This window comes from Bacillus sp. DHT2, from assembly GCF_026241455.1.
GTDB lineage: Bacteria > Bacillota > Bacilli > Bacillales > Bacillaceae_G > Bacillus_A > Bacillus_A pseudomycoides.
The window spans coordinates 177,757-192,179 of the sequence record NZ_JAPHWH010000010.1 but is presented as its reverse complement, the minus strand read 5'-3'; the positions used below and the strand labels follow the sequence as shown (position 1 = coordinate 192,179).

13 protein-coding genes and 1 other RNA gene are annotated in these 14,423 nt (G+C 39.3%); all 14 read left to right on the top strand.

The window, feature by feature from the left end:
* The first annotated feature begins 5 nt into the window (after window positions 1–5).
* Window positions 6–1,034 carry a gapA transcriptional regulator CggR gene (cggR, locus tag ORL93_RS21705; RefSeq protein WP_018765088.1) on the top strand — a complete coding sequence of 343 codons (1,029 nt, stop codon included), beginning with the start codon at window positions 6–8 and terminating at the stop codon, window positions 1,032–1,034.
* A gap of 26 nt (window positions 1,035–1,060) precedes the next feature.
* Entirely contained in the window at window positions 1,061–2,065 is a 1,005-nt protein-coding gene (gene gap, locus ORL93_RS21700) for a type I glyceraldehyde-3-phosphate dehydrogenase (RefSeq protein ID WP_006096526.1), read from the top strand.
* Window positions 2,066–2,201: 136 nt separating this feature from the next.
* Window positions 2,202–3,386, top strand: a complete 1,185-nt coding sequence (locus tag ORL93_RS21695) for a phosphoglycerate kinase (protein WP_006096527.1) — start codon at window positions 2,202–2,204, stop codon at window positions 3,384–3,386.
* Between the two features lie 32 nt (window positions 3,387–3,418).
* Entirely contained in the window at window positions 3,419–4,174 is a 756-nt protein-coding gene (gene tpiA / locus ORL93_RS21690) for a triose-phosphate isomerase (protein WP_018783331.1), read from the top strand.
* Window positions 4,171–5,700 (top strand): 2,3-bisphosphoglycerate-independent phosphoglycerate mutase, encoded by a 1,530-nt coding sequence (gene gpmI / locus ORL93_RS21685; RefSeq protein WP_018783332.1) that lies wholly within the window; start codon window positions 4,171–4,173, stop codon window positions 5,698–5,700. Before tpiA ends, gpmI begins: the two co-directional genes overlap by 4 nt.
* Window positions 5,701–5,733: 33 nt before the next feature.
* On the top strand, window positions 5,734–7,026 hold the full coding sequence (gene eno, locus ORL93_RS21680) for a phosphopyruvate hydratase (protein WP_003201939.1): 1,293 nt from the start codon (window positions 5,734–5,736) through the stop codon (window positions 7,024–7,026).
* Window positions 7,027–7,203: 177 nt separating this feature from the next.
* Window positions 7,204–7,752: a hypothetical protein gene (locus tag ORL93_RS21675; RefSeq protein WP_257130234.1), complete on the top strand. Its 549-nt coding sequence runs from the start codon at window positions 7,204–7,206 to the stop codon at window positions 7,750–7,752.
* A gap of 316 nt (window positions 7,753–8,068) precedes the next feature.
* On the top strand, window positions 8,069–8,437 hold the full coding sequence (locus ORL93_RS21670) for a CidA/LrgA family holin-like protein (RefSeq protein ID WP_018765084.1): 369 nt from the start codon (window positions 8,069–8,071) through the stop codon (window positions 8,435–8,437).
* Window positions 8,434–9,126 carry an LrgB family protein gene (locus tag ORL93_RS21665; protein WP_018765083.1) on the top strand — a complete coding sequence of 231 codons (693 nt, stop codon included), beginning with the start codon at window positions 8,434–8,436 and terminating at the stop codon, window positions 9,124–9,126. Before ORL93_RS21670 ends, ORL93_RS21665 begins: the two co-directional genes overlap by 4 nt.
* Before the next feature lie 94 nt (window positions 9,127–9,220).
* Window positions 9,221–9,454 carry a preprotein translocase subunit SecG gene (gene secG, locus ORL93_RS21660; RefSeq protein ID WP_003201945.1) on the top strand — a complete coding sequence of 78 codons (234 nt, stop codon included), beginning with the start codon at window positions 9,221–9,223 and terminating at the stop codon, window positions 9,452–9,454.
* A 199-nt stretch (window positions 9,455–9,653) separates the two neighbouring features.
* Complete coding sequence (locus ORL93_RS21655) at window positions 9,654–10,394, top strand: alpha/beta hydrolase (protein WP_265959474.1); 741 nt, start codon at window positions 9,654–9,656, stop codon at window positions 10,392–10,394.
* 330 nt (window positions 10,395–10,724) lie between these two features.
* Window positions 10,725–13,139 carry a ribonuclease R gene (rnr, locus tag ORL93_RS21650; RefSeq protein ID WP_033797423.1) on the top strand — a complete coding sequence of 805 codons (2,415 nt, stop codon included), beginning with the start codon at window positions 10,725–10,727 and terminating at the stop codon, window positions 13,137–13,139.
* Between the two features lie 221 nt (window positions 13,140–13,360).
* Window positions 13,361–13,828: an SsrA-binding protein SmpB gene (smpB, locus tag ORL93_RS21645; protein ID WP_001123909.1), complete on the top strand. Its 468-nt coding sequence runs from the start codon at window positions 13,361–13,363 to the stop codon at window positions 13,826–13,828.
* A gap of 127 nt (window positions 13,829–13,955) precedes the next feature.
* Window positions 13,956–14,314: a transfer-messenger RNA gene (gene ssrA, locus ORL93_RS21640) on the top strand.
* Window positions 14,315–14,423: the final 109 nt, after the last annotated feature.

Below are 14,423 nucleotides of genomic sequence, written 5' to 3'. Positions count from 1 at the left end.
AAGATATGCGCTCATGGATTCAAAATACAAAAAAATTATTACCTGATCTGCTACCTGTTATGCAAACGAGAATGCAAATTCTTCAGCACATTCGTCTCATGCAGCCGATTGGCAGAAGAAATTTATCTGCAAGTCTTGGTATGACAGAACGAGTATTGCGAAGTGAAGTACAAGTTTTGAAAGAACAAAACTTAGTTCACGTCGCCTCTTCTGGAATGACTTTAACAGAAGAAGGAACAACTGTGGTTCTTGCTTTGGAAGACTTTATGAAAGAAATTTCCGGGTTAAAGGTTTTAGAAAAACAACTTAAGGAAACATTAGACTTGGATGAAGTTTTCGTTGTCCCTGGTGATAGTGATGAATCACCTTGGGTCAAACTGGAGATGGGCCGTGCTTGTGTGACTTGTATAAAAGACCGTCTGACAGCGAATAATATCGTTGCTGTGGCTGGAGGAACAACGCTAGCTGCTGCTGCGGACATGATGCAACTAGATTGCAAAGATTTACATATGCTATTTGTCCCAGCGCGTGGTGGAATTGGAGAAGGTGTCGAATTAGAGGCCAATACCATTTGTGCGAAGATGGCGCAAAATACGATGAGTAATTATCGCTTATTGTATGTTCCAGACCATGTAAGTAGCGAAGCATATGCGTCTATTGTGACAGAGCCTTCCGTGAAAGAAGTTCTTGAGTTGATTCGATCTTCCAATATCGTCATTCATGGAATTGGTGATGCGTTAACAATGGCACGGCGCAGAAATACTTCAGAAGCAGATTGGATGAAAATTAAAGCAAGTGAAGCAGTCGGCGAGGCTTTCGGTTATTATTTCAATGAACAAGGTAATGTCGTTCATAAAGTACAAACAGTAGGTATGCAACTGAAAGATTTACAACACGTATCTCACGTTGTTGCGGTCGCTGGAGGATCTTCAAAAGCAAAAGCAATACAGGCTGTAATTAAACAAGGGCACACTTCGATTCTAATTACAGATGAAGGTGCAGCGAAACAATTAACAAAGGGTATTACCCTTTAATATAATCCCCCAAGGAGGAAATTTAAATGACTAAAATTGGTATTAATGGATTTGGACGTATCGGACGTAACGTATTCCGCGCAGCTCTTAACAACCCAGAGGTAGAAGTAGTAGCAATCAACGACTTAACAGACGCTAAAACTTTAGCTCACCTTTTAAAATATGACACAGTTCACGGAACTTTAAATGCAGAAGTATCTGCTAACGAAAGCAGCATCGTTGTTAACGGTAAAGAAATTAAAGTTATCGCTGAGCGTGACCCAGCTCAATTACCATGGAGCGACTACGGAGTAGAAATCGTAGTAGAATCTACTGGACGTTTCACTAAAAAAGCAGACGCTGAAAAACACTTAGGTGGATCAGTTAAAAAAGTTATCATCTCTGCACCAGCTTCTGACGAAGATATCACTGTTGTTATGGGTGTTAACCACGAACAATACGATGCAGCTAGCCACAACGTAGTATCTAACGCTTCTTGTACTACAAACTGCTTAGCTCCATTCGCTAAAGTATTAAACGAAAAATTCGGCGTAAAACGCGGAATGATGACAACAATTCACTCTTACACTAACGACCAACAAATCTTAGACTTACCACACAAAGATTTACGTCGTGCTCGTGCAGCAGCTGAAAACATGATCCCAACATCTACTGGTGCAGCTAAAGCTGTAGCATTAGTATTACCAGAACTTAAAGGTAAATTAAACGGTGGCGCAGTACGTGTTCCAACTGCTAACGTTTCTCTTGTTGACTTAGTTGTTGAACTTGACAAAGAAGTAACAGTGGAAGAAATCAATGCAGCATTCAAAGCAGCTGCTGAAGGCGAATTAAAAGGTATCCTTGGATACAGCGAAGAGCCATTAGTATCTATCGACTATAACGGATGCACAAACTCTTCTACAATCGATGCATTATCTACAATGGTAATGGAAGGTAACATGGTTAAAGTACTTTCTTGGTACGATAACGAAACTGGTTACTCTAACCGTGTAGTAGACTTAGCTGCATACATGACTTCTAAAGGTCTTTAATTCTTAAGTTTATAAGTTATCAATGACAAAACGAGGGAGAGGGTTTGTTCCCTCTCTCTCTTCTTTCGTTTTAGAAGCAAATGTGATAAGCTTTTGAATGGGTTTTGTCAATCCTAACTAGTCGGAGGGAAATCCAATGAACAAAAAATCAATTCGTGACGTAGATTTAAAAGGTAAACGAGTATTTTGCCGCGTTGACTTCAACGTACCTATGAAAGATGGCAAAGTTACAGACGAGACTCGTATTCGTGCAGCTCTTCCTACAATTCAATATTTAGTAGAGCAAGGTGCGAAAGTTATTTTAGCAAGTCACTTAGGTCGTCCAAAAGGCCAAGTAGTAGAAGAAATGCGTCTTACTCCAGTAGCTGCACGTTTAGGTGAGCTTCTTGGTAAAGATGTGAAAAAAGCGGACGAAGCATTCGGACCAGCTGTACAAGAAATGGTTGCAGCAATGAACGAAGGCGACGTATTAGTTCTTGAAAACGTACGTTTCTATGCGGGCGAAGAAAAGAACGATGCAGAACTTGCGAAAGAATTTGCAGCTCTTGCTGATCTTTTCGTTAACGATGCATTCGGTGCAGCTCACCGTGCTCATGCTTCTACTGCAGGTATTGCAGACTACCTACCAGCAGTATCTGGTTTCCTAATGGAAAAAGAGTTAGAAGTATTAGGTAAAGCACTTTCTAACCCAGAACGCCCATTTACAGCAATCATCGGTGGTGCGAAAGTAAAAGATAAAATCGGTGTAATTCGTCATCTATTAGACAAAGTAGATAACCTAATTATCGGTGGTGGCCTTGCTTACACATTCGTAAAAGCATTAGGACATGAAATCGGACAATCTCTATGTGAAAATGACAAAATTGACTTAGCAAAAGAGTTTATGGAACTTGCAAAAGAAAAGGGCGTAAACTTCTATATGCCAGTTGATGTTGTAATTACAGAAGAGTTCTCTGAAACTGCAACAACAAAAGTTGTAGGTATCGATGCAATTCCTGAAACTTGGGAAGGCGTGGATATCGGACCGAAAACAAGTGAAATTTATGCTGATGTAATTAAAAACTCTAAGCTTGTTGTATGGAACGGACCAATGGGTGTATTTGAAATGACTCCATTTGCAGAAGGTACAAAAGCAGTAGGACAAGCATTAGCAGATGCAGAAGGTACATACTCTGTTATCGGCGGTGGTGACTCTGCAGCAGCTGTTGAAAAATTCGGTATGGCTGACAAAATGAGCCACATTTCTACTGGCGGCGGTGCGTCATTAGAATTTATGGAAGGTAAAGAACTTCCAGGTGTAGTTTGTCTTAACGACAAATAAGTAGCAGCCAAAGAAAAAGGACGGTGCAAAGCATGCGTAAACCAATTATCGCAGGTAACTGGAAAATGAATAAAACTTTATCTGAAGCAGTTAGCTTCGTAGAGGAAGTAAAAGGTCAAATCCCAGCAGCTTCAGCTGTTGATGCAGTAGTTTGCTCTCCAGCTCTTTTCTTAGAGCGCTTAGTAGCGGCAACTGAAGGAACGGACTTAAAAGTAGGTGCACAAAACATGCACTTCGAAAAAAATGGTGCATTCACTGGCGAAATTAGCCCAGTAGCACTTAGCGACTTAAAAGTGAGCTACGTAGTACTTGGCCACTCTGAGCGTCGTGAAATGTTTGCTGAAACAGACGAAGCAGTAAACAAAAAGACTCTTGCAGCATTTGAACATGGTTTAACACCAATCGTTTGCTGTGGTGAAACTTTAGAAGAGCGCGAAAGCGGAAAAACATTTGATCTAGTAGCAGGTCAAGTGACAAAAGCACTTGCAGGTTTAACAGAAGAGCAAGTGAAAGCTACTGTTATCGCATATGAGCCAATTTGGGCGATCGGTACAGGCAAATCTTCTTCTTCTGCAGATGCAAACGAAGTATGTGCGCACATCCGTAAAGTTGTTGCAGAAGCTGTTTCTCCAGCAGCTGCAGAAGCTGTTCGTATTCAATACGGCGGTAGCGTAAAACCAGAAAACATTAAAGAATACATGGCACAATCTGACATCGACGGCGCTTTAGTTGGCGGTGCTAGCTTAGAGCCTGCTTCCTTCTTAGGTCTTCTGGGGGCGGTAAAATGAGAAAGCCAACAGCTTTAATCATTCTTGACGGTTTCGGACTACGTGAAGAAACTTACGGGAATGCTGTAGCACAAGCTAAGAAACCTAATTTTGATGGTTACTGGAACAAGTTCCCTCACACAACGCTTACAGCATGTGGCGAGGCAGTGGGTCTTCCAGAAGGTCAAATGGGTAACTCTGAGGTTGGTCACTTAAATATCGGTGCTGGCCGCGTAGTATATCAAAGCTTAACACGTGTGAACGTTGCAATTCGTGAAGGTGAGTTCGATAAGAACGAAACATTCCAAAATGCAATTAAAAGCGTAAAAGAAAAAGGTACAGCTCTTCATTTATTCGGTTTACTTTCTGATGGTGGTGTGCACAGTCACATGAACCATATGTTTGCTCTTCTTCGCTTAGCAGCAAAAGAAGGCGTGGAGAAAGTATACATCCATGCATTCTTAGATGGCCGCGATGTTGGACCACAAACAGCAAAAGGTTATATCGATGCAACAAATGAAGTAATTAAAGAAACAGGAGTAGGTCAATTCGCAACAATCTCTGGTCGTTATTACTCCATGGACCGTGACAAGCGTTGGGATCGCGTTGAAAAATGTTACCGTGCTATGGTGAATGGCGAAGGACCTACTTATAAATCAGCACATGAATGCGTAGAGGACTCTTATGCAAATGGTATCTATGATGAATTCGTATTGCCATCTGTAATTGTTAATGAAGATGAAACGCCAGTTGCAACAATCAATGATGATGATGCAGTTATCTTCTATAACTTCCGTCCAGACCGCGCAATTCAAATTGCACGTGTATTTACAAATGAAGACTTCCGTGAGTTCGATCGTGGTGAAAAAGTACCTCACATTCCAGAATTCGTTTGTATGACACACTTTAGTGAAACAGTAGATGGTTACGTGGCATTCAAGCCAATGAACCTTGATAACACATTAGGTGAAGTTGTTGCGCAAGCGGGATTAAAACAACTTCGCATCGCGGAAACTGAAAAGTATCCGCACGTTACATTCTTCTTTAGCGGTGGTCGTGAGGCTGAATTCCCAGGAGAAGAGCGTATCTTAATTAACTCACCTAAGGTTGCAACTTATGACTTGAAACCTGAAATGAGCATTTACGAAGTAACCGACGCTTTAGTAAATGAAATCGAAAATGATAAACATGATGTTATCATTCTTAACTTTGCAAACTGTGATATGGTTGGCCATTCTGGGATGATGGAACCAACAATTAAAGCAGTAGAAGCAACTGACGAATGTTTAGGAAAAGTTGTAGAAGCGATTCTTGCAAAAGATGGTGTAGCACTTATTACTGCTGACCATGGTAATGCTGATCAAGAGTTAACTCCTGACGGTGGGCCAATGACAGCTCATACAACGAACCCGGTTCCTTTCATCGTTACGAAAAATGATGTTGAATTACGTGAAGATGGCATCTTAGGAGATATCGCTCCAACAATGCTTACACTTCTAAATGTTGAACAACCGAAAGAAATGACAGGTAAAACAATTATTAAATAATTAAATTGCACATATAAAAGGAGAGAAAATATTATGTCAACAATTATTGATGTTTATGCTCGCGAAGTCCTAGACTCTCGTGGTAACCCAACTGTAGAAGTAGAAGTTTACACAGAAAGTGGCGCATTCGGACGCGCTATCGTACCAAGTGGTGCATCTACTGGTGAGCACGAAGCAGTAGAATTACGTGACGGTGACAAATCTCGTTACCTTGGTAAAGGTGTTGTTAACGCAGTAAACAACGTTAACGAAATTATCGCTCCAGAAATCGTTGGTTTCGACGTAACTGATCAAGCTGGTATCGACAACGCTATGATCGAATTAGATGGCACTCCAAACAAAGGTAAATTAGGCGCTAACGCTATCCTTGGTGTATCTATGGCAGTAGCTCACGCAGCAGCTGACTTTGTAGGTCTTCCATTATACCGTTACCTTGGTGGATTCAATGCAAAACAATTACCAACTCCAATGATGAACATCATCAACGGTGGTTCTCACGCTGATAACAACGTTGACTTCCAAGAGTTCATGATCTTACCAGTTGGTGCTCCAACATTCAAAGAATCAATCCGTATGGGTGCTGAAGTATTCCATGCATTAAAAGCTGTATTACATGACAAAGGTCTTAACACTGCAGTAGGTGACGAAGGTGGATTCGCTCCAAACCTTGGTTCTAACCGTGAAGCATTAGAAGTAATCATCGAAGCTATCGAAAAAGCTGGTTACAAAGCTGGCGAGAACGTATTCTTAGGAATGGACGTTGCTTCTTCTGAGTTCTACAACAAAGAAACTGGTAAATACGATCTTACAGGCGAAGGCCGCAGCATGACTTCTGCAGAAATGGTTGATTTCTACGAAGGTCTTTGCAACGACTTCCCAATCATCTCTATCGAAGATGGTTTAGACGAAAACGACTGGGATGGCCACAAATTATTAACTGACCGTCTTGGCAAAAAAGTTCAATTAGTTGGTGACGATTTATTCGTAACGAACACTCAAAAACTTGCTGAAGGTATCGAAAAAGGTATCTCTAACTCAATCTTAATTAAAGTTAACCAAATCGGTACTTTAACTGAGACTTTCGAAGCAATCGAAATGGCTAAACGAGCTGGTTACACAGCAGTTGTATCTCACCGTTCTGGTGAAACTGAAGATGCTACAATCGCTGACATCGCAGTTGCAACGAATGCTGGCCAAATCAAAACTGGTTCTATGAGCCGTACTGACCGTATTGCTAAGTACAACCAATTATTACGCATCGAAGACGAACTAGGCGAAATCGCTGTTTACGATGGTTTAAAATCTTTCTATAACTTAAAAAAATAATTTAAATGTAGTTTTTAATTGTTTAAATTAAGTGATAAAAAACCTCCTATTTATGATAGGAGGTTTTTTTATATGTTTGTAATGCATGTGAGTTAACATCAATAAAACAATTTAATATAATGAACCTGTGATATAAATAGAAAATGTTTAATCAAGAGAGGAAATGGGGTAATGAGAATGGTTAAACTGACTACAGCGATAGATAATGAAGAATCTAATGAAATTACAGAATGGTTAGAAAAATACATCTTTCCAATTGATTTTCTGGAAGACTGCTACTTTGATGTAAACACCATTTTATATTCAGTCAATTTAGCCAAACATCATACAATAGTATGTTCAATTGTTCATAATTCCGAACCCACCACTTTTTCTCCAGAAGAGCTAAACGCAGCTATATTAGAAGGGTGTAGAAAAACAGGACTAAATGAAGGGTGTTACTATTTTAACGTTAATGTTCATGATAATATTGCAAGGGTAGTAGAGAGTATTGGATCATATAGCTTAAAGAGAGCAGAAAAGAACTATGCGCTATTCCCATTGTATTACCTATTAACAGAAAACAGAGCAGTTGAAGGTGGCACAAGTTATACGGGGCTTATTGGAAGAAATAAAGATTGGATGCTAACAATTGAATTTGCAACGAAGATAAATTTCATAGTACATGGGAGTAAAGAATTTTGTGATGTAGTATATCAGGCATTATATAAAAAGGACACTAGGTAACGTATTAGTGTTCTTTTTATGTTTTTTAGGACAAACTTTTAGGGATATTGTGAACTTGATTCATATATTTAAAGAAATCCATATGAGGATATTTCTTTTTTAAAATAGTAAATCCTAAAAATCAGAAAATATAAACTTTTCATTTTAGGTCAATGTTTTTGACGTAAATTCCGCTCGGAAACCCAGTCATACCAAGGGTGTAAGCGTATAACATATGTCATTTTTGTTGTCAAGTTGATAAATTGCAGCTTTTTACAATTTATACTATGATAAGAATAGAAAACAGAAGATCGTATAAACATGAGGGATGATGAACATGAAGTTTACTAAGATTATTGTCCAAGTTGTAGCTCTTTACGTGTTTTACATGATTGGAACATGGGTGCAAGAAATGTTGAATATTCCAATTCCAGGTAGTTTGATTGGCTTATTTTTGTTGCTTATTTTACTTAGCATGAAGGTTCTTCCTGTGAAATGGTTTGATTTAGGAGCAGAAACACTCGTTGCTATTATGCCGTTTTTATTGATTCCGCCAACGATTGGCTTAATGAATTACGGTGCTTTTTTTATGAGTAAAGGAATTTCTCTTTTCATTACAATTGTAGCGAGTACATTTTTAATTATTATTGTCGCAGGACATACAGGACAATATCTTGCGAATAGAAAGGAAAAAGAATCGCGATGAGCCAAATATTAATCGGAATTGGTTGGGTTATTCTTACATTGTTATTATATCAATTATCTAAAAAGATTTATAAAGTATTGCCAACACCATTCACCATTCCAATGCTTGTAGCAACAGCATTAATGATTGTCTTATTACTTGTGCTGGATATACCATATCAACAATACATGCAGAGTGGTGGCGGCTGGATTTCAAAACTGCTTGGTCCAGGGGTGGTAGCATTTGCTATTCCATTATATAAACAGCGTCATGTGTTGCAAAAATATATTGTACCGATTGCGGGTGGTGTATTAGTCGGAACAACAGTTGCGATTGCAAGTGACTTAGTGATTGCAACGCTTATGGGAACAGATAAAAGCTTAATTTTATCTTCTTTACCAAAATCCGTAACAATGCCAGTTGCAATGAGTGTATCTGAGCAGGTTGGCGGCGTTCCATCTTTAACAGCAGCATTCGTTGTTGTTGCAGGGATTACAGGAACAATTACAGGTCCGCTTTTATTGAAATGGAGCCGCGTTACAAACTCTGTTGGTAAAGGGATTGGTTTTGGATGTGCATCACATATTATGGGTGTGATGAGAGCGATGAAAAACAATGAACATGAAGGTGTTATTGGATCGGTAACAATGACATTGACGGCTATTTTAACTTGTCTGCTTGGACCGCTATTTGCAACCATGTTTATGTAATAGATGAAAGCGAGAGCAATAGGAACAGCTCTCGCTTTTCTGTTGGATTTGTGCTACAGTTAAATTAACTGAATCTTTGTAGGAGGTACGCCAGGTGCATACGTTATTATCAGTTTTACTTATTATTGTATCGATTTTAATGATTGTTATGGTGCTTATGCAGTCTAGTAATAGTTCAGGCCTTTCAGGTGCTATTTCAGGCGGTGCAGAGCAATTATTTGGTAAGCAAAAAGCACGCGGAATTGAAGCGGTATTAAACCGTATTACAGTTGTTTTAGCTGTACTATTCTTTGCACTAACAATTGGAGTTACGTACTTAAGCATATAAGTAAAGGTCTTGCTTTTTGACAGATATGAAAAAAGAAGAAGCGTTAGCGGATTCGCGCTAATGGTTCTTCTTTTTTTGTCTCATTTGTATTTCATTATTCGCAAAAAGTTTCTAATTAGATTATGGAAATGGAACTATGGTAAACTAGGGATAGAAACAATACGACTAGATTATAGAAGAGAAAGAGGAGAAGAAGATGATGAAATTAGCATCTCCGAAACCATTTACATTTGAAGGTGGAGACCGTGCTGTTTTATTACTACATGGATTCACGGGAAATTCAGCTGATGTACGTATGCTCGGGCGTTTTTTAGAGAAAAAAGGCTATACTTGCCACGCCCCAATTTATAAAGGTCATGGTGTACCGCCAGAACAACTTGTTCGTACAGGTCCTGAAGACTGGTGGAAAGATGCTATGGCTGCGTATCAACATTTGAAGGATCAAGGATATGAGAAGATTGCGGCTGTTGGACTATCACTGGGCGGTGTATTCTCGTTAAAACTTGCTTATACATTACCGATTTTAGGTGTTGTACCAATGTGTGCGCCAATGTACATTAAGAGCGAAGAAATTATGTACCAAGGTATATTGGCATACGCGCGTGAATATAAAAAACGTGAGCAGAAATCACCAGAGCAAATTGCAGAAGAAATGATGGAATTTAAAAAGACACCAATGAATACATTAAAAGCATTACAAGGTTTAATTCGTGACGTACGCAATAATGTTGATATGATTTATGCTCCAACATTTGTTGTACAAGCACGCCATGATGAAATGATTAATACAGACAGTGCAAACATTATCTATAATGGTGTAGAGTCCACGTTAAAAGAAATTAAGTGGTATGAAGATTCTACGCATGTTATTACGCTTGATAAACAACGTGATGAGCTACACGAGGATGTATATAACTTCTTGGAGCAACTAGATTGGTAAGATCTAGTTGCCTCTTTTTTTCATGAGGTATTAAAACCATTCTTTTTAGGGTGGAAGAGAGGGTCCATCGATGGATAGAAGTGGTCAGTTCCTTTTTTCGCCCCATGCTGTGTGAGAACAGAAGGAGAGAATGAGTGGAGGTCTTCTTTTATAGACGCAACGTAGGTTCCTGTAAATCAAAATGGGTTTATATAGAAATAAACTTTTGAGATGAGGATTACGCAGCAGAATAAATGGTGAAAAACGAGTGTTTATAGAAGTTTCACTTTATATAGAGTCAATGTTTCGGATACACTAAATAATATGAGGATTTAAAGGAGGTATTTGTGCTTGGAAGACATTATTCAAGAACATATTGATAAATTATTGTTATTTATGAAAGAAGAAGCGTATAAGCCGCTAACGATACAAGAATTAGAAGCTGCTTTTGGAATTGTAGATTCCGCTGGCTTTAAAGATTTTGTAAAGGCACTTGTTATGATGGAAGAGAAAGGACTTGTTGTTCGTACACGTAGCAATCGCTATGGCCTTCCAGAAAAGATGAATTTAGTGCGCGGTAAGTTAATTGGACATGCACGTGGTTTTGCATTTGTCGTGCCGGAAGAGAAGAAGACAGGTGACGATGATATTTTTATCCCGCCCACAGAATTAAATGGTGCACTTCATGGCGATACAGTGTTAGCTCGTATTAATTCACAATCTAGCGGATCACGCCAAGAAGGTACGATCATTCGTATTGTAGAACGTGGTACGAAGGAACTAGTTGGTACATATACAGAATCAAAAAATTTTGGATTTGTACTTCCTGATAATAAACGTTGGACAAGTGACATTTTTATTCCGAAAAGTGCATCTATGGGTGCGGTAGAAGGGCATAAAGTTGTTGTGAAAATTACAAGCTATCCGCAAGATCGTTTAAGTGCGGAGGGGGAAGTTATTCAAATTCTAGGTCATAAAAATGACCCAGGGGTAGATATCTTATCTGTTATTCATAAACATCATTTGCCATTAGCATTCCCGGAAGATGTAATGGAACACGCGAACAGTGTACCAGAAACGATTTCAGAAGAAGATTTAAAAGACCGCCGAGATCTTCGTGATCAAATGATTGTGACAATTGATGGTGCAGATGCAAAAGACTTAGATGATGCGGTAACAGTAACAAGGCTTGAGAATGGTAATTATAAACTTGGTGTTCATATTGCGGATGTAAGTCATTATGTCCATGAAGGATCTCCAATTGATGTTGAAGCAGCAGAGAGAGCAACGAGTGTGTATCTTGTTGACCGTGTAATTCCGATGATTCCACATCGTTTATCAAACGGAATCTGTTCCTTGAATCCGAAAGTGGATCGCCTTACACTATCTTGTGAAATGGAAATTAACAATCTTGGTGATGTTGTGAGCCATGAGATTTTCCAAAGTGTCATTAAAACGACAGAGCGTATGACATACGCTGATGTAAGAAGTATTTTAGAAGATGAAGACGAAGAGTTAATTAAACGTTATGAGCCATTAGTACCGATGTTTAAAGAGATGGGTCAGTTAGCGCAAATCTTACGTGAAAAACGTATGAGACGTGGTGCGATTGACTTTGACTTTAAAGAAGCAAAAGTACTAGTAGATGAAGAAGGTAAACCGACAGATGTTGTAATGCGTGATCGTTCGGTATCAGAAAAGCTAATTGAAGAGTTCATGCTTGTTGCCAATGAAACGGTAGCAGAGCATTTCCATTGGATGAACGTACCGTTTATGTACCGTGTCCATGAAGATCCGAAAGAAGATAAATTAGAGCGTTTCTTCGAATTTGTAACAAACTTTGGCTATGCGGTAAAAGGACGTGCGAATGAAATACATCCTCGCGCGCTGCAACAAATTCTTGAAATGGTACAAGGGCAGCCTGAGGAAGTCGTGATTTCAACAGTTATGCTTCGTTCGATGAAACAAGCTCGTTACGATGCAGATAGCTTAGGTCACTTCGGTTTATCAACAGAATTCTATACACATTTCACATCACCAATTCGTCGTTATCCAGATACGATTGTTCACCGATTAATTCGTGAATATATTATTAACGGTAAAATTGATAACGAAACACAAGCAAAATGGCGTGAAAAGTTACCGGAGATTGCAGAGCATTCTTCTAACATGGAACGCCGCGCTGTTGAGGCAGAACGCGAAACAGACGAACTGAAAAAAGCAGAATATATGCTTGATAAGATCGGTGAAGAGTACGACGGTATGATTAGTTCTGTAACAAACTTCGGTTTATTCGTAGAGCTTCCGAATACAATTGAAGGTCTTGTTCACGTTAGCTATTTAACGGATGATTACTATCGTTATGATGAACAGCACTTTGCGATGATTGGTGAACGTACAGGTAACGTCTTCCGCATCGGTGATGAAATTACAATTCGCGTTATTAATGTAAACAAAGATGAACGCGCAATTGATTTTGAAATCGTTGGTATGAAAGGTAGCCCAAGACGTAAATTCAAAGATCGTCCAGTTGTGATTGAACAGCCAAAAGGTGGTAGAAAGAGACGCAGTGGTCGCGGCGAACGTAATAATGAGCGCGGCGGTGCACGTGACAATGAACGTGGTAGTGGAAGAAAATACGAACGTGGTGGTCAAGGGAAAGAATCCTCTGGTCGTCCAGGAAAAAAAGATGGTAACGGTAAAAAGAAAAAGCCATTCTTTGAAAATGTCCCAGGATTTAAGAAGAAAAAGAAAAAGCGTAAGTAAGAAGGAGGGCTTTGCTTATATACTGAGCGAAGCCACTTCTTTTCTGGTGGTATCTAGTTAAGGCGGCAAGCTCTTCGTGTTTAAGAACCTTCTGTAAAAGAAGATAAAAAGCATCCTCTATGCGAAAGAACCTTAGCCGATCAGAGCCGAACATTCTGAGCGAGCACTTCCACTTTTTCGTAATTTTTGTTAAAATGGTACAAATAGAGGAGGGACATAAAATGCCAAAAGGTAGTGGTAAGGTTATTGCACAAAATAAAAAAGTATTTCATGATTATTTCATCGACGAAACATACGAAGCAGGGCTTGTCCTTCAAGGAACGGAAATTAAGTCTATTCGCGCCGGACGCGTAAACTTAAAAGATGCTTTCGCACGTATACATAATGGTGAAGTTTGGGTGTATAATATGCATATTAGTCCATATGAGCAAGGGAATCGTTTCAATCACGAGCCGCTTCGTACAAGAAAATTACTTCTTCATAAGAAAGAAATCGACAAGCTAATTGGCTATTCAAAAGAAACAGGTTATACGCTTGTTCCAGTTAAAATCTATTTAAAAAATGGCTTTGCGAAAATGGCACTTGGTGTAGCACGAGGGAAGAAACAATATGATAAGCGTCATGATTTAAAAGAGAAGGAAGCGAAACGCGAAATCGCACGTGCATTCCGTGATCGTCAAAAGATGTAATACAAAAATTTACATTTGTAAAATGTTGAACGTATGATATAATAATTTTTGTAAGGTCAGTTGAACATTGAAAAACAGCTCATTAAGTAGCTATCACGAATATACTTCGTATGCTCCATTCTTATATGGGGACGTTACGGATTCGACAGGGGTAGTTTGAGCTTAAGTTGCGAGTCGAGGGGATCGGCCTCGTTAAAACGTCAAAGCCAATAACTGGCAAACAACAAAACAACTTCGCTTTAGCTGCTTAATACAGCTTAGCGGTTCCTCCCTCCATCGTCCATGTGGTAGGGTAAGGGACTCAAACTAAGTGGACTACGCCGGAGTTCGCCGTCTGAGGACGAAGGAAGAGAACAATCAGACTAGCAACTTGGAAGCCTGTCGATAGGCCGAAGAGTTTGCGAAATGCCAATATATCGACTACACTCGTAGAAGCTTAAGTGCCAATATCTTTGGACGTGGGTTCGACTCCCACCGTCTCCACCAATACATATTTGGTGGTTTTTTTATTTTTGTGTAACAAGAAGCATAAGATGGCCGTTTTGGCCAACTTATGCTTCTTTTAGTTTACGGCCAACTTATGCTTCCTCTTATG